The sequence below is a fragment of the Thermus altitudinis genome (assembly GCF_022760835.1).
Classification (GTDB): Bacteria; Deinococcota; Deinococci; order Deinococcales; family Thermaceae; genus Thermus; species Thermus altitudinis.
On sequence record NZ_JAKTNQ010000014.1, the window covers coordinates 1 to 23,684 of the forward strand.

Annotated in this window: 27 protein-coding genes and 2 tRNA genes; 14 read left to right on the forward strand and 15 right to left on the reverse strand. The window is 65.0% G+C overall.

Going from position 1 to position 23,684, the window contains the following annotated elements; translation table 11 throughout:
• Window positions 1-64: 64 nt before the first annotated feature.
• Genes L0D16_RS06435 through L0D16_RS06450 form a run of 4 tightly spaced genes read right to left on the reverse strand, consistent with a single transcriptional unit; the run spans window position 65 to window position 4,033 of the window.
• Entirely contained in the window at window positions 65-301 is a 237-nt protein-coding gene (locus L0D16_RS06435; protein WP_243030712.1) for a hypothetical protein, read from the reverse strand.
• 9 nt (window positions 302-310) lie between these two features.
• Window positions 311-970 carry a site-2 protease family protein gene (locus L0D16_RS06440; RefSeq protein WP_243030713.1) on the reverse strand — a complete coding sequence of 220 codons (660 nt, stop codon included), beginning with the start codon at window positions 968-970 and terminating at the stop codon, window positions 311-313.
• Window positions 967-1,572 carry a zinc metalloprotease gene (locus L0D16_RS06445; RefSeq protein ID WP_243030714.1) on the reverse strand — a complete coding sequence of 202 codons (606 nt, stop codon included), beginning with the start codon at window positions 1,570-1,572 and terminating at the stop codon, window positions 967-969. Before L0D16_RS06445 ends, L0D16_RS06440 begins: the two co-directional genes overlap by 4 nt.
• Window positions 1,547-4,033, reverse strand: coding sequence for a CBS domain-containing protein (locus tag L0D16_RS06450; RefSeq protein ID WP_243030716.1), 2,487 nt, complete (start codon window positions 4,031-4,033; stop codon window positions 1,547-1,549). Before L0D16_RS06450 ends, L0D16_RS06445 begins: the two co-directional genes overlap by 26 nt.
• 56 nt (window positions 4,034-4,089) lie before the next feature.
• On the opposite strand from L0D16_RS06450, the gene L0D16_RS06455 reads away from it, so the two are divergent.
• Window positions 4,090-4,183, forward strand: a tRNA-Ser gene (locus L0D16_RS06455).
• A gap of 15 nt (window positions 4,184-4,198) precedes the next feature.
• Here L0D16_RS06455 and L0D16_RS06460 read toward each other — a convergent pair.
• Window positions 4,199-5,446: a Gfo/Idh/MocA family protein gene (locus L0D16_RS06460; RefSeq protein WP_243030717.1), complete on the reverse strand. Its 1,248-nt coding sequence runs from the start codon at window positions 5,444-5,446 to the stop codon at window positions 4,199-4,201.
• A gap of 148 nt (window positions 5,447-5,594) precedes the next feature.
• Window positions 5,595-5,669 (reverse strand) — tRNA-Ala (locus L0D16_RS06465).
• A 164-nt stretch (window positions 5,670-5,833) separates the two neighbouring features.
• Here L0D16_RS06465 and rpsB point away from each other — a divergent pair.
• The 8 genes from rpsB (at window position 5,834) to L0D16_RS06505 (ending at window position 12,195) form a co-directional block, all read left to right on the forward strand.
• Window positions 5,834-6,622: a 30S ribosomal protein S2 gene (rpsB, locus tag L0D16_RS06470; protein WP_243030718.1), complete on the forward strand. Its 789-nt coding sequence runs from the start codon at window positions 5,834-5,836 to the stop codon at window positions 6,620-6,622.
• Window positions 6,619-7,209, forward strand: a complete 591-nt coding sequence (gene tsf / locus L0D16_RS06475; protein WP_114313408.1) for a translation elongation factor Ts — start codon at window positions 6,619-6,621, stop codon at window positions 7,207-7,209. Before rpsB ends, tsf begins: the two co-directional genes overlap by 4 nt.
• 55 nt (window positions 7,210-7,264) lie before the next feature.
• The gene (gene pyrH, locus L0D16_RS06480; protein ID WP_243030720.1) at window positions 7,265-7,969 is read left to right on the forward strand and encodes a UMP kinase; all 705 of its coding nucleotides are present in this window, start codon (window positions 7,265-7,267) and stop codon (window positions 7,967-7,969) included.
• Between the two features lie 10 nt (window positions 7,970-7,979).
• Window positions 7,980-8,537 carry a ribosome recycling factor gene (frr, locus tag L0D16_RS06485; protein WP_114313410.1) on the forward strand — a complete coding sequence of 186 codons (558 nt, stop codon included), beginning with the start codon at window positions 7,980-7,982 and terminating at the stop codon, window positions 8,535-8,537.
• A gap of 90 nt (window positions 8,538-8,627) precedes the next feature.
• Complete coding sequence (locus tag L0D16_RS06490) at window positions 8,628-9,458, forward strand: phosphatidate cytidylyltransferase (protein ID WP_243030722.1); 831 nt, start codon at window positions 8,628-8,630, stop codon at window positions 9,456-9,458.
• Window positions 9,455-10,558 carry a 1-deoxy-D-xylulose-5-phosphate reductoisomerase gene (gene dxr, locus L0D16_RS06495; protein WP_243030723.1) on the forward strand — a complete coding sequence of 368 codons (1,104 nt, stop codon included), beginning with the start codon at window positions 9,455-9,457 and terminating at the stop codon, window positions 10,556-10,558. The genes L0D16_RS06490 and dxr overlap by 4 nt, the downstream gene beginning before the upstream one ends.
• On the forward strand, window positions 10,555-11,565 hold the full coding sequence (locus tag L0D16_RS06500) for a M50 family metallopeptidase (protein WP_243030725.1): 1,011 nt from the start codon (window positions 10,555-10,557) through the stop codon (window positions 11,563-11,565). The genes dxr and L0D16_RS06500 overlap by 4 nt, the downstream gene beginning before the upstream one ends.
• Window positions 11,566-12,195: a glycosyltransferase family 2 protein gene (locus L0D16_RS06505; RefSeq protein WP_243030726.1), complete on the forward strand. Its 630-nt coding sequence runs from the start codon at window positions 11,566-11,568 to the stop codon at window positions 12,193-12,195.
• Here L0D16_RS06505 and L0D16_RS06510 read toward each other — a convergent pair.
• The 6 genes from L0D16_RS06510 to L0D16_RS06535 all read right to left on the reverse strand — a co-directional run bounded on the left by L0D16_RS06510 (window position 12,192) and on the right by L0D16_RS06535 (window position 15,983).
• Window positions 12,192-12,746, reverse strand: a complete 555-nt coding sequence (locus L0D16_RS06510) for a hypothetical protein (protein ID WP_243030727.1) — start codon at window positions 12,744-12,746, stop codon at window positions 12,192-12,194. The genes L0D16_RS06505 and L0D16_RS06510 overlap by 4 nt on opposite strands.
• A 7-nt stretch (window positions 12,747-12,753) precedes the next feature.
• A complete protein-coding gene (gene proC / locus L0D16_RS06515; protein ID WP_243030729.1) occupies window positions 12,754-13,539 on the reverse strand; it encodes a pyrroline-5-carboxylate reductase in 786 nt (261 codons plus the stop codon).
• Window positions 13,536-14,735: an RsmB/NOP family class I SAM-dependent RNA methyltransferase gene (locus L0D16_RS06520; RefSeq protein WP_243030730.1), complete on the reverse strand. Its 1,200-nt coding sequence runs from the start codon at window positions 14,733-14,735 to the stop codon at window positions 13,536-13,538. Before L0D16_RS06520 ends, proC begins: the two co-directional genes overlap by 4 nt.
• On the reverse strand, window positions 14,732-15,004 hold the full coding sequence (locus L0D16_RS06525; RefSeq protein ID WP_014515944.1) for a stage V sporulation protein S: 273 nt from the start codon (window positions 15,002-15,004) through the stop codon (window positions 14,732-14,734). The genes L0D16_RS06520 and L0D16_RS06525 overlap by 4 nt, the downstream gene beginning before the upstream one ends.
• A 91-nt stretch (window positions 15,005-15,095) precedes the next feature.
• Window positions 15,096-15,533, reverse strand: a complete 438-nt coding sequence (locus tag L0D16_RS06530; protein ID WP_243030732.1) for a type II toxin-antitoxin system RatA family toxin — start codon at window positions 15,531-15,533, stop codon at window positions 15,096-15,098.
• Window positions 15,534-15,542: 9 nt separating this feature from the next.
• The gene (locus tag L0D16_RS06535; RefSeq protein WP_243030733.1) at window positions 15,543-15,983 is read right to left on the reverse strand and encodes a regulatory protein RecX; all 441 of its coding nucleotides are present in this window, start codon (window positions 15,981-15,983) and stop codon (window positions 15,543-15,545) included.
• A 17-nt stretch (window positions 15,984-16,000) separates the two neighbouring features.
• On the opposite strand from L0D16_RS06535, the gene L0D16_RS06540 reads away from it, so the two are divergent.
• The 5 genes from L0D16_RS06540 (at window position 16,001) to L0D16_RS06560 (ending at window position 21,809) form a co-directional block, all read left to right on the forward strand.
• On the forward strand, window positions 16,001-16,687 hold the full coding sequence (locus tag L0D16_RS06540) for a metallophosphoesterase (RefSeq protein WP_243030735.1): 687 nt from the start codon (window positions 16,001-16,003) through the stop codon (window positions 16,685-16,687).
• Entirely contained in the window at window positions 16,684-17,253 is a 570-nt protein-coding gene (locus L0D16_RS06545) for a CPBP family intramembrane glutamic endopeptidase (protein ID WP_243030737.1), read from the forward strand. The genes L0D16_RS06540 and L0D16_RS06545 overlap by 4 nt, the downstream gene beginning before the upstream one ends.
• Before the next feature lie 123 nt (window positions 17,254-17,376).
• Complete coding sequence (locus L0D16_RS06550; protein WP_243030738.1) at window positions 17,377-19,389, forward strand: PrkA family serine protein kinase; 2,013 nt, start codon at window positions 17,377-17,379, stop codon at window positions 19,387-19,389.
• Window positions 19,386-20,429 (forward strand): DUF444 family protein, encoded by a 1,044-nt coding sequence (locus L0D16_RS06555; RefSeq protein ID WP_243030740.1) that lies wholly within the window; start codon window positions 19,386-19,388, stop codon window positions 20,427-20,429. The genes L0D16_RS06550 and L0D16_RS06555 overlap by 4 nt, the downstream gene beginning before the upstream one ends.
• 3 nt (window positions 20,430-20,432) lie before the next feature.
• Window positions 20,433-21,809, forward strand: coding sequence for a SpoVR family protein (locus tag L0D16_RS06560; RefSeq protein ID WP_243030742.1), 1,377 nt, complete (start codon window positions 20,433-20,435; stop codon window positions 21,807-21,809).
• Here the strand turns inward: L0D16_RS06560 and L0D16_RS06565 are convergent.
• Genes L0D16_RS06565 through pdo form a run of 3 tightly spaced genes read right to left on the reverse strand, consistent with a single transcriptional unit; the run spans window position 21,806 to window position 23,663 of the window.
• The gene (locus tag L0D16_RS06565) at window positions 21,806-22,597 is read right to left on the reverse strand and encodes a TlpA disulfide reductase family protein (protein WP_243030744.1); all 792 of its coding nucleotides are present in this window, start codon (window positions 22,595-22,597) and stop codon (window positions 21,806-21,808) included. The two genes, L0D16_RS06560 and L0D16_RS06565, sit on opposite strands and share 4 nt — an antisense overlap.
• Window positions 22,598-22,972 carry a rhodanese-like domain-containing protein gene (locus L0D16_RS06570; RefSeq protein ID WP_243030746.1) on the reverse strand — a complete coding sequence of 125 codons (375 nt, stop codon included), beginning with the start codon at window positions 22,970-22,972 and terminating at the stop codon, window positions 22,598-22,600.
• 1 nt (window position 22,973) lies between these two features.
• Window positions 22,974-23,663 carry a protein disulfide oxidoreductase gene (gene pdo / locus L0D16_RS06575; RefSeq protein ID WP_243030748.1) on the reverse strand — a complete coding sequence of 230 codons (690 nt, stop codon included), beginning with the start codon at window positions 23,661-23,663 and terminating at the stop codon, window positions 22,974-22,976.
• Window positions 23,664-23,684 lie beyond the last annotated feature (21 nt).

A 23,684-nucleotide genomic window follows, 5' to 3' on the forward strand; every position in this document is an offset into this window, starting at 1 on the left:
TTGCGGATCACCGTACTTCTATCTCATGGTAGCACGTCTGCCGTTTTGGGGCCCCTGCCCCAAATCAGCCCCCGGCGGATGTGGGGGGTCCATGTATCCCCGGTTTGCAAACCGGGGGACTGTAGCCCCCCACGCCCCCCTTTTCTCTAGAGGCTCGCTCCTCCCCAGCTAACACCCCAAGCCCGGCGGCCAAAAGGGCCAGGGGCAGAACCAGCCAGTTGAGCCAGCCCACAAGGGGCAAAAGGGCCGGAAGCAGTAACAAAAGGGAGAGCACGGCCAGCACTAGGCTCAGGGTGCGCATAGCCCCAGTCTAGCCAAAGAAAAAACCAAAGAACACCCTGCGGGCAAAACGCAACACCTCCTGAATGGGTTCCCGCAACACCGTAAGGATAAGGAGGAAGGAAAGCCAGGCGTACTGCTCCAGCCGCCAAAGGAGGGGTTGCCAGGAAAGGGGCAAAAGGCTTTGCAGGATTTTGGAGCCGTCCAAGGGAGGAATGGGCAGGAGGTTGAAGACCGCCAGGACCAGGTTGATGGAGCTGGCGAAGAAAGCGGCCAGCGCCAAAAGTCCCCATAGGGTCTGCTCTTCTCCCGTTAGGGTCAGGACCACCCCCACAGGATCCAGGGCAAAGATCCCCCGCACCACAAGGGCGAAGAGCACGGCCAAAACCAGGTTGATGACGATCCCGGCTATGGAGACCACGAAAAGGCCCAGCCGGTAGGAGCGGAAGGCCGGGGGATGGATGGGCACCGGCCTGGCCCAGCCAGAGCCCACCAGGAGAAGAAGCACCGTGCCCAAGGGGTCCAGGTGCTTCAAGGGGTTAAGGGTAAGCCGCCCTTGGCGCTTCGCCGTGGTATCACCGAAGAGGTAGGCGGCGTAGGCGTGGCCCAGCTCATGCAAAACCAGGCTGAAGACCAAGGCGGCAAAGGCCAGTACGAAGGCCAAGGGGTCTTGCTGCCAAAGCCCGATCATAGCCCTAAAGCCCGATAAAAGGTTTCCAGAAGCCCCGCCAGCCCCCGGACCACCGAGCCCGTGACCCCGGTAAACGAGAGAACCAGGAAGATGAGGATAAAGCCCAGGGGCCCGTATGAGGCCACCTGATCCAGAAAACGCCGGGCTTCATACCCGCCCACCGCATAAAGGGCCTTGGCCCCATCCAAAGGGGGCACGGGGAAAAGGTAAATGGCGGCGTGCAGGAGCATGAGCCTTTGGGCCACCCAAAGCCCCTCCCCAAAGGGGTAGGGCAAAAAGCGGGCGAGAAGGCCGTACAGGAAGGCGGCCACAAAGAAACCCAACGGGCCCATGAGGGCCACCATGGCCCCCTTCCTCCCCGGAAGGCCGGTGGGCACGAACCGAGGCCAGCCAAAGCCCAGAAGGACCAACAGGACCAGGCCCAAGGGCTCCAGGTGGGCCCGGAGGTCCAGGGAAAGGAAACCGTAGCGCCGGGGGGCCGTATCCCCGTACCGGTCTGCCAGGTGGGCTTGGAAAAGGTTGTGGATCACGAGGCCAAAAACGGCAAAGGCGAAGGCCACCAGGAAGACCGGGGGGTCATTGAGGTACGGAAAAAGACCCATCGCCTATCAGTCTACGGGCTAATGCCAGCTCCTCCTCAAAGGTCCTCACCTCGCCTCGAGCCCGGGCCTCGGCCACCTGGCGCAGGATCTCCCCCACCCTGGGGCCCGGCTTAAGGCCCAGTTGCAAAAGGTCCCGCCCCATGAGGACTCGCCTCTTCTCCATAAGCCAGCCCTCCTTCTCGGGGAAGAGGGCCAAAAAAACGCTCCGCAGGGGCTCCTTCGCCAGGGCTTCCTTTTCCACCTCATTCCAGGAACCCTTCAGCAAGAGGGCTAAGGCCTCCTGAAGCCGCTTGGGAAGCCCCAGGGCAAAGGCCTTCTCCAGGGGATTTTCCTGGAAGTAGAGGAGCAAGAGGAAGCGGGCTTCCACCCTCAGCCGCTCTGCAGGGATTCCCTCCTCCTCGGGGTAGCTCCACCTAAGCCGGGCAAAGGGCTCCCGCGGCGGAAGCCTAAGCCCATAGAGGGGACCCAGGGCCCCCAGTTCCTCCAGGAGGGAGAGGGCATCGAGGAAGGTATCCTCCTCCAGCGTGAGCCAAAGCTCGTCCCTCAGGCGGCTTTTGCTGGCCGTCCTCAGCACCTCGGGCAGGAGGGCCGGAGGCAGGGCCTTCAAGGCCTCCTCGGAAAAGCGGAAGGCCAGGCGGGCCGCCAGGCGTGCCCCCCGGACGATGCGGCTAGGGTCCTCCACGAAGGAGAGGGGGTGAAGGGGACGAAGCAGGCGGGCCTGGAGATCCTCGAGGCCCCCGTAAGGATCCAAAAGCTCCAGGGTGGCCAGGGACAAAGCCATGGCGTTCACCGTGTAATCCCGCCTCTCCAGGTCCTTGGCGATGGGGGCTGGGCGCACCTGGGGCAGGGCCCCGGGGTAGGGGTACACCTCCTCCCGGCTTTCCGCCAGGTCCACGGCTAGGCCGAAAGAGAGGCGCACCCGCGCGGTGCCGAAGGCATAGTGCAGGCCAAAGCTCCCTCCAAAGCGCTCCACCAGGAAGCGGGCCACCTCCCCCACCTTTACCCCCGGTTCCAGAACCAGGTCTATATCCGGCCCAGAGCGGCCCAGAAGGGCATCCCGCACCACGCCGCCCACCAGGTACACCCCTTGGGGAAAGGCTTCCTTAAGGGCCAGGACCACCTGCCTGGCCCCCTCGGGTAAAGCCTCCAGAATCCGCTCCCCCAAGGGCTTCTCGGAAGAAGGCTTCTTCCGGTAGAGGTCGGTCCGGGTAAAGATGCCTAAAAGCCTCACTCCCTCCCCATGCCGCTTTCCCACCAGGACCCGCCCTCCTCCCTCCTTCAAGTAGGGCCCCACCTGGGAAAGGGGGGTTTCCGGGGGCAGGACCACGGCCCGGGCCAGAAACCCTTCCACGGGATGCTCTGCCAAACCTAGCCTTTCCGCCTTCCTCAGGTCCCGCCTGCGGGCTAGGCCCAGAATCCGCACCCCTTCCCCCCCCAAGGGCACCACCACCGGCATGGCCCCGTACCCGCGGTCCTCCAGAACCCGGAGGGCCTCCCGCACCGTGGTGGGGCGCAGGGTTTCCACGGGCGAGGTCATGACCTCGCCCAAGGTAGGCTCAGGCTCCAGGTACCGGGGAAGGCTCTCCACAAGGCGCCTCACCGCATTCCGCACCCCCCGCACCCGGGCGAAGGCCGCCCGAGGGTGCCCCCCGCCCCCCACCTGGGAAAGCCAACGGCCCACATCCAGCCGCTCCCGGCTCCGGGCAATGAGGAGAACCTCCCGCCCCAGCTTCAGGACCAAAAGGACCCCATCGGCCTCGTGCAGGTCCAATAGAGTATGGGCGAGAGGAGCCAAAGCGGGCACGTACCCTTCCTCCTTGGCCTGGCAAAGGAGGAGGCGGAAGCCTTCCCGCTCCACCACCCGGGCGGTGCGCATCAGGGCCTTCAGCACCTCCCGGGCTTCCTCCCCCATATGGGGCCGCACCCACTGCCGAACCCTTGGGATCTCCGCACCCTGCTGGGCCAGGAAATGGGCGGCCTCGAGGTCCAGAGGCGTGGTGGAGGGAAAGCTAAACCCCCCGGTGTCCTCCCAGATCCCCGCATAGGCCAAGGTGGCCTCCAAAGGCGTAAGCGTCAGGCCCCGCTCCCGAATAAGGGGCACCAAAAGGCTCACCGTAGCCCCCACCTGGGCCACCCTACCCCCCACCGCCGGCACATCCCCAGGGGCCCGGGGGTGGTGGTCAAACACCAGAAAAGGAACCCGGCCCACCAAGGCCTTGAAGGGCCCGATGCGCTCGGGCCGGGCGTTGTCCACCAGGATGACCTCGCCCACCCTCCCCAAGGGGAGCTCCCCAGCCGGGACCAGATCCAAACGATCCTCCAAAAGGGGAGCGATCTCCTTTAGAGGCCCCTCGAGGCCCCCCACCAAGGCCAGAACGCTCCCCGGGAATAGCCTTCCTGCCAGGACCATGGAGCCCAGGGCGTCAAAGTCCAGGTTCTCGTGGGCCACCACCACCCGCACACCACCAGCTTACTTGACGTTAAAAACGGGCCTTGTTAAACTCAGGCTTGGCACTTGGAGAGGTGCCCGAGTGGCTGAAGGGACACGACTGGAAATCGTGTAGGCGGGCTTAAACCTGCCTCGCGGGTTCGAATCCCGCCCTCTCCGCCAAAGGCCCCTTGCCCTCTAGGGCAAGGGGATTTCCACTTGGACCACCTTACGGGCCCTCCTGGCCTCTTCCGCCAAGAAGGTGAGCCGGTGGGCCTGGACCGCCTCGGAGAAGGGCTCCAGGGGGCCTTCGTCACCCCGGATCAGGGCTTGTAAGAAGGCCTGGACCAGCCCAAAGTCCCCACCCCCGTGCCCGCTGCGGAGGGAACCCTCCGCCTCCGTCTCCAGGTCATAAACCCTCTCCCCCTCCCCGAACCGGTAGAGCCTGAGGTACCGACCGTCCCCCAAAAGCTCCCCCCGGGTGCCAAAGATGCGGGTCTCCCGAAACCGCATCCGGCTCAACCCCTCCACATGCAGGCTGGCCGTGCGTCCGTCCTGGTATTCCAACACCACCACCTGATGGTCCGCCACGTCGTTCTTCCCCAGGTACACACACTCCCCGTAGGGGCCCTCCTTCAAGGCCTGCATCAGGTTCTCCCAGGTCACCGGGTAGGCCACCACGTCCAGGGGCCAGCCGCGCTCCCCCTTTTCGTAGGCCTCCAGATAAATGCGCTTGGCGGAAAAGGGGCAGGACCCCTCCACCTCCTTGGGGCATTCCAGGCACCGGCTGGCCGCCCCCTGAGGCCGGTTCTCGGGGCGGAAGTGGTACAGCCCCCCGAAGGAGGCCACCCGGGCCACCTCCCCCGGCAGCAGGAAGAGGATCCAGTCCAGGTCGTGGACGCTCTTGGCCAGAAGAAAGGGGCTAGACTCCGCCTCCTTCCGCCAGTTTCCCCGTACGAAGCTGTGGGCGTAGTGCCAGTGGCCCACCGGCTCCAGGTGCTGGACGGAAACCACCTGGCCCACCGCCCCTTCCCTGAGCCGTTCCCTCAGGGCCCGGGCATAGGGAGTGTAGCGCAGCACGTGGGCCACGGCCACCATGCGCCCCGTGCGCCTCTTGGCCTCGGCCACCCCTTCCACCTCCCGCCAGGTGGGGGCGATGGGCTTCTCCAGGAGAAGGTGGTAGCCCTTTTCCATGAGGGCCACCGCTGCCTCGGCGTGCAGGCGGTCGGGTAAGGCCACCACCGCAGCCTCCCCGAAAAGAGGGGCCTGCAAAAGCTCCCGCCAATCGGCAAAGGTCCTTTCCACCCCGAAGGCCTGGCGAAAGGCCGCCAGGCGCCCCGGCCGGGGGTCCGCCACCGCCACGATGCGGGCGCCCAGGGCGTGGGCGTGACGCGCATAGGCTAGACCCCGGTTTCCCGCTCCCAGGAAGACCAGGCTGGGCCCCATGGCCCCATCCTGCCATGGCCTACCCCCTGGGGGAAGACCAAAAGAACGCCACCCCAGGGATGTCCGCACCCCGGGCCTCCCACCCCGTAAGCAGTAAAAAGTACCCCCCAGCCCTGCTACCGGGGGGCAAAGCATCGTGTCCTGGACTTGGTGGAGCGGAGGGGATTTGAACCCCTGACCTCCCGCTTGCAAGGCGGGTGCTCTCCCTCTGAGCTACCGCCCCAAGCCTAGGGGAGTATAGCCCAAAAGGGGGGGTTACGCAAAGCCCCTCTTCCCTCTATAATCGGAGAGGTGTGCCGGGCCAGCCCACGGGCAGGGGAAGGTCCCGTGGGAAAGAGGCCGGTGCACGGGAAACGCCAAGCCCAACCTTCCCCGAACGGGAGGAATATGCCAGTAAACATCAGCGTTAAGGAGCTTCTTGAGGCAGGGGTTCACTTCGGTCACGAGCGTAAGCGCTGGAACCCCAAGTTCGGGCGCTACATCTACGCGGAGCGCAACGGCATCCACATCATTGACCTGCAGAAGACCATGGTGGAGCTGGAGCGCACCTTCCGCTTCCTCGAGGACCTGGCCATGCGGGGAGGCACCATCCTCTTCGTGGGCACCAAGAAACAGGCCCAGGACATCATCCGCATGGAAGCGGAACGGGCGGGGATGCCCTACGTGAACCAGCGCTGGCTGGGTGGGATGCTCACCAACTTCAAGACCATCTCCCAGCGGGTAAACCGCCTGGAGGAGCTGGAGAACCTCTTCGCTTCCCCGGAGATCCAGGACCGGCCCAAGAAGGAACAGGTACGTCTGAAGCACGAGCTGGAGCGCCTGCAGAAGTACCTTTCGGGTTTCCGGCGTCTGAAGCGCCTTCCTGACGCCGTCTTCGTGGTGGACCCCACCAAGGAGGCCATCGCCGTCCGGGAAGCCCGCAAGCTCTTCATCCCCGTGGTGGCCCTGGCGGATACCGACTCCGATCCCGAGCTGGTGGACTACATCATCCCCGGCAACGACGACGCCATCCGTTCCATCCAGCTCATCGTCTCCCGGGCGGTGGACCTCATCATCCAGGCCCGGGGCGGGGTGGTGGAGCCCTCCCCCTCCTACGCCCTGGTGGAGGAGGCCGAGAGGGCCGAAGCCCAGGTCCAGGGGGCATCCGACCCTGGTGAGGACGAGGTGGAAGCATGAGCCAGATGGAACTCATCAAAAAGCTGCGCGAGGCCACGGGGGCCGGCATGATGGACGTGAAGAAGGCCCTCGAGGACGCCGGTTGGAACGAGGAAAAGGCCGTGCAGCTCCTCCGGGAGCGGGGAGCCATGAAGGCGGCCAAAAAGGCGGAACGGGAGGCTAGGGAAGGGGTCATCGGCCACTACATCCACCACAACCAACGGGTGGGGGTCCTGGTGGAGCTCAACTGCGAAACGGACTTCGTGGCCCGGAACGAGATCTTCCAGAACCTGGCCCGGGATCTGGCCATGCACATCGCCATGATGAACCCCCGCTACGTTTCCGCCGAAGAGATCCCCGCCGAGGAGCTGGAAAAGGAGCGGCAGATCTACATCCAGGCCGCCCTCAACGAGGGTAAGCCCGCCCAGATTGCCGAGAAGATCGCCGAAGGCCGCCTGAAGAAGTACCTGGAGGAGGTGGCCCTTCTGGAACAGCCCTTTGTCAAGGACGACAAGGTCCGGGTCAAGGAGCTGATCCAAGAGGCCATCGCCAAGACTGGGGAAAACATCGTGGTGCGGCGCTTCTGCCGCTTTGAGCTGGGGGCATAGGCTATGCTGGACACCCGGGGTCCTTTAGCCAAGGGACCCCGGTTTTTCCCTTGCCATGAAGTACAAGAGGGTTCTCCTTAAGCTTTCCGGCGAGTTTCTGACCGCAAACGGCTTCGGCATTGAGCCCGAGGCCACCAAGGCCTTGGCCAAGGAGATCAAGGCCGCCTACGACACCGGGGTCCAACTGGCCATCGTGATCGGGGCGGGGAACCTCTGGCGGGGGGCGAGGCAGGGCGTGGGGATGGACCGGGCCACCGCCGACTACATCGGCATGCTGGCCACCATCATGAACGCCCTGGCCCTCCAGGACGCCCTGGAATCCCTGGGCATTCCCACCCGGGTCCAGACCGCCCTCACCATCACCCAGGTGGCCGAGCCCTACATCCGCAGGCGGGCCCTGCGCCACCTGGAGAAGGAGCGCATCGTCATCTTCGGCGGGGGAACGGGCAACCCCTTCTTCTCCACGGACACCGCCGCCGCCCTAAGGGCCTTGGAGGTGGGGGCCGAGGTGGTCCTCATGGCCAAGAACAAGGTGGACGGGGTCTACTCCGATGACCCCCGTAAAAACCCCGATGCCGTGCGTTTTGATGAGCTCACCTACCTGGAGGTCTTGAACCGGGGTCTACAGGTCATGGACACCACCGCCATCACCCTGTGCATGGAGGCCGGGCTTCCCATCGTGGTCTTTGACATCTTTAAACCTGGCGCTCTGGTGGGTATCATCCAGGGGGAAAAGGTGGGTACCCTGATCCACACCTGAAGGAGGTGCCATGAGCCTGAAAGAGCTTTATGCGGAAACAAGGGCGCACATGCAAAAGAGCCTCGAGGCCCTGGAGCACAACCTGGCGGGCCTGCGCACCGGGCGGGCCAACCCCGCCCTTCTCCTCCACCTCAAGGTGGAGTACTACGGCACCCATGTGCCCCTGAACCAGATCGCCACCGTCACCGCTCCCGACGCCAAGACCCTGGTGGTGCAGTCCTGGGACCAAAACGCCCTAAAGGCCATAGAAAAGGCCATCCGCGACTCCGATCTGGGCCTGAACCCCGCCAACAAGGGGGATGCCCTGTACATCAACATCCCTCCCCTCACCGAGGAAAGGCGCAAGGAGCTGGTGAAGACCGCCCGCCACTACGCCGAGGAGGGCCGGATCGCCATCCGCAACCTCCGGCGCGAGGCCTTGGAAAAACTCAAGAAACTTTCCAAGGAACTCCACCTTTCCGAGGACGACACCAAGCGAGCCGAAGCCGAAATCCAAAAGATCACCGACGAGTTCATCGCCAAGGTGGACGAGCTTTTGGAGAAGAAGGAAGAGGAGATCCTGGGCTAAGAGCCCGGGGTCCCATCTTTGGTCTGCTGTGGCCGGTTTGCCCAAAGGGCATCGCCCCCTCGCCCCCGGGCCCCTAGGGAAGGAGGGGTGATGGAGGGGAAGGAGAACCTTCCCACCCGGGTCCTTTCCGCCCTGGTAGGGGCCCTTATCCTCCTATGGGTGCTGTGGGCCGGCTTGCCCTTAATCCTCCCCACCCTGGTTTTCGTCCTTTGGCTGGGGAGTCTGGAGCTTCGGGATATGCTGGGCAAAAGGGGCATCCGGCTGAACCTGCCCTTTTTGCTGGGCGGAGGGGTGCTCCTCTTCCTTTTCTCCTTGCCCCCACTCCACTGGCACTTCCCCCAGGTGCCCTGGCGGGAGGTGGCCCTGGGGCTCTTTCTCTTGGGCAGTTTCAGCTATGAGCTCCTCAAGGGCGCAGACCTCACCCGCTTTGCCTTTACCCTATTCGCCTTCTTGTACCTGCCCTGGACCCTGGGATACGTCCCCCTGTTGCGGGAGCTCCCAGACAGTACCCTGGGCCTTTGGACCCTCTCCCTCCCTTTGGTGGCCAGCTTCGCCACCGACATCGGGGCCTACTTCGTGGGCCGAACCTTGGGCCGGCAGAAGCTGGCCCCGGAGATCTCCCCTGGGAAAACGGTGGAGGGCTCCTTGGGGGGCATCGCCGTGAGCTTTTTGGCCCTGGTCCTCTACACGAGCCTGGTGCGGGAGGTATTTCCCTTCGGGCTTTTGGAGCTTTGGCTTTTCAGCCTCCTCCTCTCCCTGGCGGCCCAGCTTGGGGACCTGGTGGAGTCCATGCTGAAGCGCTACTGCGGGGTCAAGGACTCGGGGCGCTTCCTGCCGGGGCATGGGGGGCTTTTGGATCGGATTGACAGCCTCCTCTTTACCTTCCCCCTCACCTACTTTCTGGTGGTGCTCTTCACATGAAACGGGTCATCGTTTTGGGCTCCACAGGCTCCATCGGGCGGCAGGCCCTCGAGGTCTGCCGCTGGCAGGGCTACCGGGTGGTGGGCCTGGCCGCTGGGAAGAACCTGGAGACGCTTTCCCAGCAGATCGCCGAGTGGCGGCCTTCCCTGGTGGCGGCGGACAAAAGCCTTCACGGGGAGCTCAAGTCCCGTTTCCCCTGGCTTAAGCTGGCCTCCCCCGAGGAAGTGGCCGCCTTGGAGGCCGAGGTAGCGGTAGCCGCCATCCCCGGGCTTGCGGGGCTTTCCCCCACCCGGGTGGCGGCCCAGACGGGCAAGCGCATCGCCCTGGCCAACAAGGAGGCCATGGTGGCCGCCGGGCCCCTCCTCTGGCAGGAGGTGGAGGCCCATGGGGCCGAGATCCTCCCCGTGGACTCGGAGCACTCGGCCCTCTTCCAGGCCCTTTTGGGCGAGAGGCGGGAGGACGTGGCCGAGCTCATCCTCACGGCCAGCGGCGGACCCTTCCTAAGGGAGCCGCAAGACCTCTCCCGGGTCACGCCGGAGATGGCCCTCAACCACCCTCGCTGGCGCATGGGCCCCAAGGTGACGGTAGACTCCGCCACCCTCTTCAACAAGGGCCTGGAGGTCCTCGAGGCCAAGGAGCTCTTCCGCTTTCCCTTGGAGGGGATCAAAGTCTTGGTCCACCCTCAGGCCTACGTGCACGGCCTGGTGCGCTTCGTGGACGGAAGCCTTAAGGCCCAACTGGGCCCCACGGACATGCGCCTTCCCATCCAGTACGCCCTCACCTACCCCGAGCGGGCGGAAACCCCTCTAAAGAACCTTCCCCTCCCCGGGGAGCTGGAGTTTTTGGAGCCAGACCTAAACCGCTTCCCCGCCCTAGAGGTGGCCTACGAGGCGGGAAGGCGGGGCGGGGTGGCCCAGGTGGCCGTTTCCGCCGCCGACGAGGTGGCGGTGGAGGCATTTTTGGCCGGCCGGATCCCCTTCCCCCGCATCCCCAAAATCCTGGCCCAGGTCCTGGAAAACACCCCTTCCCTTCCCCTAACATGGGAGAACCTCTTCGCCGTGGACGCCTGGGCCCGGGAGGAGGCCAAGAGGTGGACATGAGCTTGATCTGGTTTCTGATCATCATCGGGGTCAGCATCTTTGTGCACGAACTGGGACACTACCTGGCGGCCCGGGTCCAAGGGGTGCGGGTCAAGGCCTTCAGCCTGGGCTTCGGTCCCATCCTGTGGAAGCGCCAGGCCTGGGGCACGGAGTGGCGGCTTTCCGCCATTCCCCTGGGGGGGTATGCGGACATCGAGGGCCTCCTCCCCGAGGAGCGGGGCCGGGGGTACGACGCCCTTCCCTTTGCGGGGAAGCTCTTGGTCCTGGTGGCTGGGGTGGTGATGAACGTCCTCTTGGCCTGGGGGCTTCTGGCCTTCCTCTTTAGTGCCCAAGGGGTACCCCAGGCCACGGGCAGAGCGGCCATCATGGAAGTCCTTCCGGGAAGCGTGGCGGAGGTGGCCGGTCTAAAACCCGGGGACCTCCTGCTGGCCGTGAATGGCCAACCCCTCACCCGGGCCCAAGAGATTGAGCGGGTGAAGACCCCGGGGACCCATACCCTCACGGTCCTGCGGGAGGGCAAGGAGGTGAGCCTTTCCCTTACCTGGCAAGAGGGGATGGAGCGGCTGGGGGTGGTGTACCAGCCGGAGGTGGCCTTCCGCAAGGTGGGTTTCCTGGAGGGGCTGGGCCTTGCCGTGGGCCGCACCCTGGCCTTTGGGCCCCAGATGGTGAAGGCCCTGGTGGGGGGGCTTTTGGGGGTGCTTGCCGGAAACCCGGATAGCGGGGTGGTGGGGCCCGTGGGCATCGTGGCGGAAACGGGCCGGGCCGCCCAGGAAGGGCTTTTCCGGCTCCTGGAGCTCACCGTGGCCATCAACCTCTCCTTGGCCCTTTTCAACCTCCTGCCCATCCCCGCCTTGGATGGAGGGCGGATCCTGATCCTCTTCCTCTCCCGCTTCCTCCGCATCCGGCCTGAACAGGAGGCCATCGTCCACTACCTGGGCTTTCTCTTCCTCATCCTCCTGGTCATCCTGGTCACCTTCCAGGACCTCAGAAGGCTACTGGGAGGCTAGATGGAGGCCACGGTCCTCATCCCCGCCTACAACGAAGAGGCCACCGTGGCCCGGGTGGTAGAGGTGGCCAAGGAGGCGGGGTTTCCCGTGGTGGTGGCCGACGACGGTTCCCAGGACGCCACCTCTGAGGAAGCCGCCAAGGCCGGGGCCCAGGTGGTGCGCCTTGGCCAAAACCGGGGCAAAGGGGGCGCCGTGGCCCAAGGGCTTAAGGAGGTTGCCACCCCCTTCGTCCTCCTCCTGGACGCCGACCTGGTGGGGCTAAGGGCAGAGCACCTCCATGCCCTTCTGGCCCCGGTTTTGGAGGGTAAGGCGGAGATGACCGTGGGGGTCTTCCAAGGGGGCCGGTTTTCCACGGATCTCGCCATGCGCCTCACCCCCTTCCTTTCCGGGCAGCGGGCCCTAAGGACGGAGGCGCTAAGGAGGGTGCCGGGCCTCGAGGCGGCCCGCTACGACCTGGAACTCCTCCTCACCCGCCACGGCAAAAGGGAGGGCTGGCGGGTCCTTTATCTGCCCCTAACCGGGGTGAGCCAGGTGATGAAGGAGGAAAAGCGGGGGCTCATACCGGGCTTCCTTCACCGCCTGCGCATGTACCGGGAGATCCTCCGCTACTACCTCAGGGCCCAGCCCTAGGGAGCCTCGGGAAGCCTTAAGAGTTCCACCCAGGACCCTCCCGTGCGGTAGGCCACCACCCCCAGGCCCGGGACCAAGAAGAGCTCCTTGAGGTCCGTGCCGCCCCTTTCCGTGGTAAAGGCCACCCGCACCCTGTAGGCGTTGAAGGCTCCGGCCTTTACCCTCACGCCTTCTATCCCCTCCACCCGGGCGGAAAGGGCCACCCGTTGCCCACGGAACTGGGCGCTTCCCCCCCAGGCCAGCCCCACCTCCAACCTTGAGGGGTAGACCAGGAGAGGGGGCGTAAAGGGGAAGTACCCCTCGGGCAACCCCACCCCGAGGAGAACAAGCCCCTCGGATCCCCCCTTGAGCCGGTCTTCCCGAAAGACCCGCCCTTCCCTTAGGTAGCGGAGGCGGAAGCCCTCCGGGGTGGGCACCAGCTCCTGCACCACGCCGTCGGAATACCGGTACCGCCCACCCGCCTGGGGAAGGACCTGGCCCAGGGCCAAGGAAAGGAGGACCACCAGCGCCAAAAGACACCGGAACCCCTGCGGCCTCCCGGAGCGCTCCATGGCCTTTCTACTCCGCCTCCCCCAACTCGTGCCCCCGCCGGGTGGCCGCCTCCACCGCCTCGTAGAAGGCGGCCCTTAAGGCCCGGGCCTCGAGGGCATGAAGGCCGTGGATGGTGGTGCCCCCAGGGCTTGCCACCTCATCCTTCAGCTGGGCGGGATGGCGGCCCTTTAGGAGCTCCCCCGTGGCCGCCAAGGCCTCCGCCGCCAGGCGCAAGGCCAGGGCCCGAGGCATGCCCATCTTCACCCCGGCATCCGCCAGGGCCTCGGCCACCAGGGCCAGATAGGCGGGGGCCGAGGCGGACATGGCGGTAAAGGGGTCAAAGAGGTGCTCAGGGATCTCGTACACATCCCCCACCGTGGCGAAGAGGGCCCGGGCGAAGGCCAAATCCCCGGCCTCCCTGGCCTCCTTTAAGGCGGTGAGGGCGGTGGAGCTTTCCCCGATCACCGCCGCCAGGTTGGGCATGGCCCGCACCACCCGCCGGGTGTCCAGCCTGCGGGCCAACACCGCGGTGGACACCCCGGCCATGATGGAGATGTACCCCACCCCGGCATGGGCCATCTCCGGGGCCAGATGGGGAAAATCCCGGGGTTGGACGGCAAGAAGCACCCGTTCCGCCTGGGCGAGTTCCTTCAGGGTCAGGGGGCGGAGGCCGAAGGCCTCGGCCAGCTCCCGGGTGCGCTCCGGGGTCCGGCCTACCACCCCCACCTCCTCCGGCCTCAGGAAGCCCCGGTCCAAGGCCCCCTTCAGGATGCTCTTCCCCATCTTGCCCAGGCCCACAAACGCCAGCTTCATGCCCTAGAGTTTACCTTCCTCAGGCGGAGGTAATAGAACCCATCCAACCCCCCTTCCGGGGCCACGTAGACCCCAAGCCCCGCCTTAAGCACCGGCAAGGGGCACAGGATGGGCTCGGGCACAAACTCCGGGTGGTCCGCAAGGAAGGCCCTGGCCACCCCTTCCCCTTCCTCCTCCGTTAGGGTGCACACGCTATAGACCAGCACCCCTCCTTCCTCCGTGGCCTGGGCGGCAGTCTCCAGGAGCATGAGCTGCAACTTCGCCATACACCTGGGGTCTTGGGGAGCCAGGCGATAGCGCAGCTCGGGATGGCTGCGAAAGGTGCCGGTACCGGTGCAGGGGGCATCCAAAAGGACCTTTTTCGCCTTTTCCGGAAGGGGTTCCCTCAGATCCTGGGTGCGGTAGGCCACCCTTAGGCCCAGCTTGGCCGCCGTCCTCCTACCCGCCTCCTGACGTTTAGGGTTCAGATCATAGGAGACCACCTCGGCCCCTTTGGCAGCGAGGTAGAAGGCCTTCAGCCCCGCACCCCCGCAAAGGTCCAAAACCTTCTCCCCTGGGGCTGGGTTTAGGAGCTGGACGGCAAAGAGGGAAGCCGGGTTCTGCGGCTGAAGGCCCAAAGCGGAAAAGTCCGTCTTAGGGCCCTCCCAAAGGTAACTGTCGGGAAGGGGGCCAGGCCTTAGTCCTGGCACCGGACGGTAGGCGGTGACGAAGAGGGGGGCGGGTTCGTTGAACCCCTGGGCGAAGTCCAGACTCCCAAAATACGTCCGCCAGGCCTGGCAAAGCCATTCGGGGAGGCTTAGGCGCACGCACTGCGGGGCCTCCCGGGGCTGGAGGTGCCGGAGCACGGCGTTGACCAAGCCCGCCAGGCGGGGCGCCACCCTCTTGGTCTCCTCCACCCAGGGGCTAACCCGGGCATGGTCGGGCTTGCCGGCCAGCCATTCCCAGGCTCCCAGGCGCAGGATCCAGCGCACGGTGGGTGGAAGCCCCTCGGGCCTAGGCAGAAGGGGCTCCAGGAAAAAGTCCAAAAGCCGGAGATGCCGCAGCGTCCCGTAGAGCAAATGGGTGGTGTAGGCCTTGTCCCGCTCTGGCCAATCCAGGCGGTCTAAGGCCCGGTCCAGAAGCAGCTGGGCCCTGCCACCCCGCTCCACCTCGAGGAGGAGGCGAACGGCCAGGGCCCGGGGGCTTTCCGGCCTCAAGACTCCAGGGGATGGGCCTTGATGCTGAACTTAAGGGCGGTCCGCTCCTCGTTCTCCAGGTCCAGCTTGACGAAGGCGGGCTTGACCACCAGGTCCAGGTTATCGGGGGCGATGTAACCCCGGGCGATGGCGATGGCCTTCACCGCCTGGTTCACCGCCTGGGGACCGATGGCCTGCACCTCCACCTCCCCCTTGGTGCGCAAAAGCGCCGCAATGGCGCCGGCCACGGAGTTGGGGCGGGACTTAGAAGACACGCGCAACGTTTCCACTTTGACCTCCTGAAAGCTCCTGGGCCACCCTGCTTTGGAAGGACAGGGGCGGCTTCAGGCCCATGGTAGAGCAAAAGGGCCCCGTGCGCAACTAGGAGGCCAGAACCCGCTCCTCCAAGCCCTTGAGAAGGCTTTCCACGTTCTCCTGCATGAGCTTTTGCACCAGCTTCTGCAAAAGACCACCAAAGATGGGTATGGTGAGCTCGTAGGTGAGGCTCAAGACCACCCGGGTGCCCTCCCCCTCCGGCAGGAAGACCCAGGTGCCCTCGTAGCGGTCAAAGTCCCCCTCGGGGGAGTAGAAGCGGTTCCGGAGGTTTTGGTCGTCCCACTCCTCCTCCTCCAGCCAGCGCACCTTCTTTCCCATGGCCACCGCCACCCACTCGCTTTTGGTGCGGTTTCCCTCTTGGGAAAGGACCTTGAGGCTTTCCACCTCCTTGAGGTAGGGCTTAAGGCCCTCTAGGTCCTTGGCCAGGGCATAGACCTTTTCCGGCGGGGCCTGGATGAAGCGTTCCGCACGCACCTCGGGCATGGGCTCTTTTTACCCCGTTTCCTCCTCCATGACAAGCCGGTAGGCCTCCAAGGCCACGGAAAGGGGGAAACCCCGGCCCTGGAGGAAGCGCACCGCCTTGGCCTTGTCCTGGCGGCGGGGGTAGCGGCGGAGGACCTTTAGGGCCGCCTCCAGGTTCTCCTCTTCCCCATAGGCGCTAAGGACTTCCTCCACCACCTCCTCCGCCACCCCCTGGGCCCTTAGGAGGTGGCGGAGCTTATGGGGACCGTACTTCCGCCTACTGGCCACAAAGGCCTCCGCAAAGGCCCGGTCATCCAGGTAGCCCATGGCCTCGAGGCGGGCCAGGACCCCTTCCACCTCCCCTTCGGGAAAGCGGTCCCGAAGCTTCTCCCGCAAGCGGGCCCGGCTCAAGGCCTGCCTGGCCAAGAGCCTGAGGGCGTAGGCCATAGCCTCCGCCTTTTCCATACCCATAGGGTACGCTATGGCCCATGCGGGTCTTCGCCATCGCCGATCCCCACCTCTCCCGCCTCCACCCCAAGCCCATGACCATCTTCGGGCAAAGCTGGCAGGGCCACCCGGAGGCCTTCTTTCGGGGCTGGCGGGAGGTGGTGGGCCCGGAAGACCTGGTGATCGTACCCGGGGATATCTCCTGGGCCATGCGCCTAGGGGAGGCCTTACCCGACCTTCTAGACCTGGCCGCCTTACCGGGGAAAAAAGTGCTTCTAAAGGGCAACCACGACTACTGGTGGCCCTCCATAAGCCGCTTAAGGGCGGTCCTGCCCCAGGGTATGTATGCCCTACAACACGACGCCCTGGTGTTGGAAGGGGTGGGGGTGGCGGGCACTAGGGGCTGGCAGTACCCGCCCCCTACCCCGGAGGACGAAAGGATCTTCGCCCGAGAGGTGGAAAGGCTTAAGCTCTCCTTGCAGGATCTGAAGGGCAAGCCCTACCGCCAGCTGGTGGTGGCCTTTCACTTCCCCCCCTTTGGCCCTAAGGGAGAGGCCACCCCCCTTTTGGAGCTGGCTGCCCAGGCCCGGCCCCAGGCCATCGTCTACGGCCACCTACACGGGGCGGATCCGGAAAAGCTTCCCCAGGAGTACCAGGGCATCCCCCTCCACCTGGTGGCCGCCGACGCCCTGGGCTTCCGGCCCAAGCTGGTCCTGGAGGTGGAATGAAAAGGTGGCCTGGGTCCTGGCTTCCCGCACCTCTGGGCCTCCTCTTTATCCTCCAAGGGCTCCTTCTCCTCGTTGGGGCCTCGGGCATGCTCCTTTTGGGGCTGCCCTTTGGCCAAGGGAGCCTAGGGGGGCTAGCCTTAGCCCTGGGCCTTCTCCTAGCCCTGGCCCTTTTGGAAGAAGCCTTCCGCCGGCTTTTCCCCTCCTCCTTCCCGGAAGCGGAAAGGCTCCACCGCACCTTGGGCCAAGCCCTACGCCAGGCAGGGGCAGATCCTTCCCTCTTGCTCCTCCTGGCCCTCCTCTCGGGGGTAGCGGAGGAGGTCTTCTTCCGGGGCCTCCTGCAAAGCCTCCTCGTAGCCTGGCTGGGGCCATGGGGGGTCTTCCTTCAGGCCCTGGTCTTCGCCCTCCTGCATCCCGCCCCCAAGCGGGCCTTTGCCTATCCCCTTTATACCGGGCTTGCCGGGGTGTTGTTTGGGCTAGCCTACCTCCTCACGGGAAGCCTCCTCCCCGGCATCCTGGCCCATTTCCTCCATAACGCCCGGGGATTCTACGAGATATCGCGAACCTAAAAAACTTTAGCGCAAGATCCCCCTCTTCGCTAGAACCAGCACCACACTCTTGGCGCAAAACCTGCTACAATAGAGGCAAAGCTATGAAAACCCATTCCTAGGCCCCTATGGAGGAGGGCGTCCATGAACGAACTGGAGCGCATCCGCCGCCGTCAAGACCTCGAGGCCTACCGGGCTCTTAGCTGGGAAGGCTCCTTCGCCGATTACCTAAGCCTCCTAAAGCAGGACCCCAAGCCCCTCAGGACCAGCTTCCAGCGGGTCCACGACATGATCCTGGCCCAGGGGGTGGAGGAGTACACCCTCTTCAAGGAGAGGCTTCTCCACTACCGCTTCTTTGACGACCCCTTTGAGGAGGGCAAGGACGCCATCTTTGGGCTGGATAAACCCCTCATGCGCCTGGTGGCCACCATAAAGGCCGCCGCCCACCGCCTGGGGCCGGAAAGGCGGATCCTCCTCCTGCACGGGCCCGTGGGCTCGGCCAAAAGCACCATCGCCCGGCTTCTCAAGAAGGGCCTCGAGGCCTATAGCCGCAGGGAGGAGGGCAAGCTTTTCACCTTTTACTGGAAAACCCCCGAAGGCCCCCTCCCCTGCCCCATGCACGAGGAACCCCTTCACCTCCTGCCCAGGGAGCTCCGGGAGGAGTTTTTAGGGGAGCTAAGGCACCTCCACCCCGACTACCCCTATCCCCTCGAGGTGGAAGGGGACCTCTGCCCGGTCTGCCGCTTCCAGATGCGGGAGGCCTTAGCCCGGCACGGGGGGGATTTGGCGGCGGTCTTGGAGGAGGAGGTCGTGGTCAAGCGCCTGGTCCTCTCCGAGAAGGACCGCATCGGCATCGGCACCTTCCAGCCCAAGGACGAGAAGAACCAGGACTCCACCGAGCTCACCGGGGACATCAACTACCGCAAGGTGGCCATCTACGGCTCCGACTCCGACCCTCGGGCCTTCAACTTTGACGGGGAGCTCAACATCGCCAACCGGGGCCTGGTGGAGTTCATAGAGATCCTCAAGCTGGACGTGGCCTTCCTCTACGACCTCCTCACCGCCAGCCAGGAGCACAAGATCAAATCCAAGAAGTTTGCCCAGACGGATATAGACGAGATCATCCTTGGGCACACCAATGAGCCTGAATACCGAAAGCTCCAGGCCAACGAGTACATGGAGGCCCTGAGGGACCGCACCATCAAAATAGACGTCCCCTACATCCTGCGGGTTTCCGACGAGGTGAAGATCTACCGCCGGGACTTCAGCAAGGTCAGGGCCAAGCACATCGCCCCCCACACCCTGGAGATGGCCGCCACCTGGGCGGTCCTCACCCGGCTGGAACCCCCCAAGCGGGCGGGGCTTACCCTGATGCAAAAGCTGAAGCTCTACGACGGCAGGCTCCTTCCCGGCTGGACGGAGGAGGCGGTGCGGGAACTCATGGCCGAGGCCAAGCGGGAGGGCCTGGAAGGCATCAGCCCCCGGTACATCCAGGACAAGATCTCCAACGTCCTGGTCACCTCGGAGGAGCCCTGCATCAACCCCTTCATGGTGATGAACGAGCTGGAGGAGGGCCTCAAGCACCACTCCCTCATCTCCGACGAGAAGACCAAGGAGCGGTACAAGGCCCTCTTGCAGGAGGTAAAGGCGGAGTACGCGGAGATCGTGAAAAACGAGGTGCAAAGGGCCATCGCCGCCGACGAGGAGGCCTTAAACCGCCTCTTCCACAACTACATTGACCACGTGAAGGCCTACGTCCTGGGGGAGAAGGTGAAAAACCCCTACACCGGCGCCCCCGAACCCCCCAACGAGAGGCTCATGCGCTCCATTGAGGAGCGGATCGAGATCCCCGAGTCCCGCAAGGACGACTTCCGTCGGGAGATCATGAACTACATCGGCGCCTTAGCCCTGGAAGGGAGGCAGTTCACCTACAAGGACAACGACCGGCTACGCCGGGCTCTGGAGCTCAAGCTCTTTGACGACCAGAAGGACACCATCCGCCTTTCCGCCCTGGTCTCGGGGGTGGTGGACCCGGAAACCCAGGCCAAGATCGACGTGGTCAAGGCCCGCCTCATCCGCGACCACGGCTACTGTGAGCACTGCGCCAGCGGGGTTCTGGAGTTCGCCGCCTCCATCTTTGCCCGGAGCGAACGATGAGGCCCATTGAGCGCGACCTCCTGCGCTTTAAGGAGATCGTGCGCGGGGAGGTAAAGAAAAGGGCGCGGGAGTTTCTGACCCGGGAGGAGCTCTTCGGCCAGGTGGAAGGCCGCCTGGTCTCCATTCCCCTGCCCCAGCTGGAGCTCCCCAAGATCGTCTACGGGGAGCCCCTGGGGGAAGGCCTGGGCCTTGGGGGCCCAGGGACAGAGAGCCTGGGCCCCGGGGGGCACGTGCCCGTGGCCGAGCTGGAGCTGGAGGAGTTTTTGGACCTCATGGGCGAGGCCCTAAGGCTTCCCCGGCTCAGGCCCAAGGGGGAGGGGGAGGTTACCGAGGAGGCCTTCCGCTACACCACCATTGCCCGCAAAGGCCCTAGGGGCCTACGCCACGTACGCCGCACCCTTAAGGAAAGCCTCAAGCGGGCCCTCATCACCGGGGAATACCGCCCGGAGGAACCCCTCCTGGTCCCCGAGCGGGAGGACCTCCGCTACAAGGCCCCCAAGACCAAGCCCCGCCCCCACGCCCAGGCGGTAGTCCTTTTCGCCTTGGATGTCTCGGGGAGCATGCGGGAGGAGGAGCTTAGGCTGGTGAAGACCCTCTCCTTCTGGATCACCCTGTGGATCAAGCGCCACTTCCCCCGGTTGGAAAGGCGCTACCTCCTGCACGACGCCGAGGCCTGGGAGGTGAGCGAGGAAGAGTTCTTCCGCGCCCGGGAAGGAGGGGGAACGAGGCTTTCCAGCGCCCTCCTCCTGGCGGAGGAGATCCTGAAACCCTACCCCGAGGCCTTTTACAACCGCTACCTCTACCACTTCTCCGATGGGGAAAACTGGCAAGGGGATACCGCGGTGGCCCTCGAGGCCCTAAGGCGCCTCCTTCCCACCCTGGCCCTATACGGCTACGCCCAGGTGCAAGGACCTTACGGCCAAGGGCATTTCCTCGAGGACCTGAAGGAGACCTTGGGCGAGGAGGAAGGGCTGGCCGCCACCGAGGTGCGGGGGAAGGAGGACCTACCCCTGGCCCTGAGGCGGCTTTTGGGAGGGTAGAGGATGCGCAAGGAGCTTCGCCGCTGGGCCGAACGCTTACGGGAGCGCGCTTTGGCCGAAGGCCTCTCCTTTCCCCCGGTCCTCTTTGAAGAGGTGGGCCCGGAGGAGATGGCCATGCTGGCCGCCTACGGGGGGTTTCCCCGGCGCTACCCTCACTGGCGCTTCGGCAGCGAGTATTTGCGCTACCGGGAAACCTACCGTTATGGGCTTGGGCGCATCTACGAGCTGGTGGTGAACACCCACCCCGTACGGGCCTACCTCCTGAGGGGGAACACCCTCCTCGCCCAAAAGCTGGTCATGGCCCACGTCTACGCCCACGCGGACTTTTTCCAGAACAACCTGGCCTTCAAGCCCATCCCCAAGGATATGCATGAGGAGATGGCTCACCATGCGGCCTTTGTGGAAAAGGCTATGGAGCGGCACGGGGCGAGAAGCGTGGAGGAGTTCTTGGACCTGGCCCTCTCCCTGGAAAACCTCATCGACCCCCAAGCCCTTTACATCCAAAGGGAAGAGGACGCCTCCCCCAAGGAAAGACCCCCCGACCGCCTGCGGGTACGCCCCTACCTGGACCCCTACGTGAACCCCCCACCCGAGCCCCCCAAGGAGGCCGAGGAGGGGGCAAGCCCCTCCCCTCTCCCTCCCCGGCCCACCCGGGATATCCTGGGCTTCCTGGCCCGGCACGCCCCCCTGGCCCCTTGGCAGAAAGGCATCCTGGAGATCATCCGGGAGGAGAGCCTGTACTACGTTCCCCAAGCCGCCACCAAGATCCTGAACGAAGGCTGGGCCACCTACTGGCACACCCGGCTTCTCCTCCCCCTCCTCTCCCCGGCGGAGGCCCTGGAGTTCGCCGAGCTCCAGGCGGGGCTTCTGGCCCCCCAGGGGCTTAACCCCTACCGCCTGGGCTACCTGCTCCTCAAGGAAGTGGAGGACCGCTGGGACAAGGGGCGGTTCGGCCCGGAGTACGAGGCCCTGCCCCTAGGGGAACGGCTCACCTACGAGAGGCCCACCGGGGAAGGCCTGAAAAAACTCTTTCAGGTGCGCACCATCCACACGGACCTGGGCTTTTTGGATAGCTTCTTGACCCCGGAGTTCGCCTTAAGGCAGAGGCTAATCTCCCCTGAGGACCTCCCCCGGTTCGCCGAGGCCAAACAGGCCCTCCTCTTCCGCCTCACCAACGCCGGCTACCCCATCGTGGAGCTGGTGGATGCCAACTATGGGAATCGCGGGGAGCTCCTTCTGGAACACGCCTACGAGGGGGTGGGGCTGGACCTCAAAAAGACCAAGGCGGTGCTGGAGAACCTGCACCGCCTCTGGGGCCGGCCCGTGCACCTGAAAACGGTGGTGGAAGGCAAGGAGGCCTTGCTCTCGGCAGGGGCTTAGCGCAAAACCCTAAGGTACCCCAGAAGCAAGGCCTCGGAAAGCTCCCCCATGTGCCGGGCCACCAGCCGCCCTTCCCGGTCAAAGAAGAAGGTGGTGGGGAGGCCCTGGGTCTTCAGGGCCTGGGAAAGCTGGGTTTCCGGGTCCAAAAGGACCCATTCGGGGGCCAGCTTCTGCTCCTCCAAAAAGCTCCGCACCACCGCTGGCCCCTCCCCTTGGCTCACGAAGGCGAAGCGCACCTCGGGATTTTCCTGGCTCAGGCGCACCATCATGGGAAGCTCCCGCCGGCAAGGGGGGCACCAGGTGGCCCAAAGGTTTAAGACCAAGGGCTTCCCGCGGAAATCCTGGAGGCTGACCGGGGTACCCCCGAGGGTGGCCAGGGTCACCGAGGGCAGCCGCACCTCCTCCCCCCCTCGCCTCTGCACCAGGAAAACCCCGAAGACCAAGCCCGCCGCCAACGCGGAGAACAGGGCATACCGCCAAAGGTTTTTGGGCAGTGCCATCAGCGTGTACCCTCCCGCAGCCAGGATACCCCACACGGGGCTAAACCCCCCTTGCCAGATGTAAAGGGCGGAAAGGGGATCCCGAGCAAATACCGAGGCGTTTTCCATGACGAAACCCAGCCGCGCCCCCACAAAGCCCAGGAGGATGGCGTTATAGGCCCAAGGGCCAAGCCTGCGGTCCACCTTCCGGGCCCAGGCCTCCGCCAGGAGCACCATGGCCAAAAGGGCCAGGAAGACCTGAAACCTGGCCCAGGGGATGGCAAAAGGCCCGATCTGGAAAGCATCCATCTAGCGAACCAAGGGGAAGCCCGCCCTTTCAATGGCCAAAACCCCTCCCTCCAGGTTGTAGAGGTTGGTGTACCCCTTCCGCTTCAAGTATTCCGCCGCTTGGCGGCTGCGGTTGCCGCTACGGCAATAGAGGTACACGGGCTTGTCCTTGGGCAGGGTGTCCCCCCACTGGGCGATGGCCTCCACGGGCAGGTTGATGGCCCCGGGCACGTGCCCCCCAGCGAACTCCTGGGGGGTACGTACGTCCACGATCACCGCCCCCCTCTCCACCGCCTGGTAGAGCTCCTCGGGACCCACATTGGTGTAGCTCCCCTTGGGCCCACAGGCGGCCAGAGCCCAGAGGGCGAAAAGACCTATGAGCGCGCGCCGGGTCATGCTAGGCGCTCACCCCCACCGCCTTGCGGATGGCCTGCAGGAACTGGGAAAGGGGCTGGGCCCCAAGAACCCTTTCCTTGCCGTGGTTCACGATGGTGTCGGGAACGCCGTGGATGTGGTAGCGGCTGGAGAGCTCGGGGAACTCGTTGGCCTCGATCATCTCGCCCCACACCTTGGGGGAAGCGTAGGCCATGCGGTGGGCGGTGCGCACCGCCTGGGGGCAGTAGGGGCAGGTGGGGGTGACGAAGACCTGGAGCACCACTTCCTCGGGGAGGTTGTTAAGCTCCTGGACCACGTTCTCCGGCAGGCCGTGGCCATCGCGGCCCAGCATCTCAATGTCCTCGAGGAGGCTGGCGAACTCATACCCTGCCGGAATCCCCCGGTAGCGCAGGTTGATGGCCTCTGAACCCTTCTCCCGCAGGATCAGGGTAGGGGGAGCCTCCACCCGGTATTCCTTGGCCTTCTCCTTCCCCTCCGGGGTGGCCAGGTCGTAGACCACCAGGTGCAGCCTAGGGGAGAGACCCGCCAGTTCCTCCAGAAGCTGCTTGGTCTCCTTGCAGTAGAGGCAGGGCTCCTTCCCCGGGGCGATCAGGGTGGAGGTATCGGTGAAAAGCACCAGCTCCACGTCCCGCTCTAGGTTGGCAAGCCGCTCGCGTACAATCTCCTGTTCCTTGGGTCCCAGTAGCGCCATCGTATCCTCCCGGATACCCCT

What these genes read in the sequence shown, in the direction of transcription:
- L0D16_RS06530 (WP_243030732.1), bottom strand. Translation starts at nt 15,533, where the DNA reads ATGCCCGAGGTGCGTGCGGAACGCTTCATCCAGGCCCCGCCGGAAAAG.
- L0D16_RS06435 (WP_243030712.1), bottom strand. Translation starts at nt 301, where the DNA reads ATGCGCACCCTGAGCCTAGTGCTGGCCGTGCTCTCCCTTTTGTTACTG.
- tsf (WP_114313408.1), top strand. Translation starts at nt 6,619, where the DNA reads ATGAGCCAGATGGAACTCATCAAAAAGCTGCGCGAGGCCACGGGGGCC.
- L0D16_RS06500 (WP_243030725.1), top strand. Translation starts at nt 10,555, where the DNA reads ATGAGCTTGATCTGGTTTCTGATCATCATCGGGGTCAGCATCTTTGTG.
- L0D16_RS06560 (WP_243030742.1), top strand. Translation starts at nt 20,433, where the DNA reads ATGCGCAAGGAGCTTCGCCGCTGGGCCGAACGCTTACGGGAGCGCGCT.
- L0D16_RS06445 (WP_243030714.1), bottom strand. Translation starts at nt 1,572, where the DNA reads ATGGGTCTTTTTCCGTACCTCAATGACCCCCCGGTCTTCCTGGTGGCC.
- L0D16_RS06545 (WP_243030737.1), top strand. Translation starts at nt 16,684, where the DNA reads ATGAAAAGGTGGCCTGGGTCCTGGCTTCCCGCACCTCTGGGCCTCCTC.
- L0D16_RS06505 (WP_243030726.1), top strand. Translation starts at nt 11,566, where the DNA reads ATGGAGGCCACGGTCCTCATCCCCGCCTACAACGAAGAGGCCACCGTG.
- L0D16_RS06460 (WP_243030717.1), bottom strand. Translation starts at nt 5,446, where the DNA reads ATGGGGCCCAGCCTGGTCTTCCTGGGAGCGGGAAACCGGGGTCTAGCC.
- L0D16_RS06540 (WP_243030735.1), top strand. Translation starts at nt 16,001, where the DNA reads ATGCGGGTCTTCGCCATCGCCGATCCCCACCTCTCCCGCCTCCACCCC.
- L0D16_RS06440 (WP_243030713.1), bottom strand. Translation starts at nt 970, where the DNA reads ATGATCGGGCTTTGGCAGCAAGACCCCTTGGCCTTCGTACTGGCCTTT.
- pdo (WP_243030748.1), bottom strand. Translation starts at nt 23,663, where the DNA reads ATGGCGCTACTGGGACCCAAGGAACAGGAGATTGTACGCGAGCGGCTT.
- L0D16_RS06550 (WP_243030738.1), top strand. Translation starts at nt 17,377, where the DNA reads ATGAACGAACTGGAGCGCATCCGCCGCCGTCAAGACCTCGAGGCCTAC.
- proC (WP_243030729.1), bottom strand. Translation starts at nt 13,539, where the DNA reads ATGAAGCTGGCGTTTGTGGGCCTGGGCAAGATGGGGAAGAGCATCCTG.
- pyrH (WP_243030720.1), top strand. Translation starts at nt 7,265, where the DNA reads ATGAAGTACAAGAGGGTTCTCCTTAAGCTTTCCGGCGAGTTTCTGACC.
- rpsB (WP_243030718.1), top strand. Translation starts at nt 5,834, where the DNA reads ATGCCAGTAAACATCAGCGTTAAGGAGCTTCTTGAGGCAGGGGTTCAC.
- L0D16_RS06510 (WP_243030727.1), bottom strand. Translation starts at nt 12,746, where the DNA reads ATGGAGCGCTCCGGGAGGCCGCAGGGGTTCCGGTGTCTTTTGGCGCTG.
- L0D16_RS06555 (WP_243030740.1), top strand. Translation starts at nt 19,386, where the DNA reads ATGAGGCCCATTGAGCGCGACCTCCTGCGCTTTAAGGAGATCGTGCGC.
- L0D16_RS06570 (WP_243030746.1), bottom strand. Translation starts at nt 22,972, where the DNA reads ATGACCCGGCGCGCGCTCATAGGTCTTTTCGCCCTCTGGGCTCTGGCC.
- L0D16_RS06565 (WP_243030744.1), bottom strand. Translation starts at nt 22,597, where the DNA reads ATGGATGCTTTCCAGATCGGGCCTTTTGCCATCCCCTGGGCCAGGTTT.
- L0D16_RS06490 (WP_243030722.1), top strand. Translation starts at nt 8,628, where the DNA reads ATGGAGGGGAAGGAGAACCTTCCCACCCGGGTCCTTTCCGCCCTGGTA.
- L0D16_RS06535 (WP_243030733.1), bottom strand. Translation starts at nt 15,983, where the DNA reads ATGGGTATGGAAAAGGCGGAGGCTATGGCCTACGCCCTCAGGCTCTTG.
- frr (WP_114313410.1), top strand. Translation starts at nt 7,980, where the DNA reads ATGAGCCTGAAAGAGCTTTATGCGGAAACAAGGGCGCACATGCAAAAG.
- dxr (WP_243030723.1), top strand. Translation starts at nt 9,455, where the DNA reads ATGAAACGGGTCATCGTTTTGGGCTCCACAGGCTCCATCGGGCGGCAG.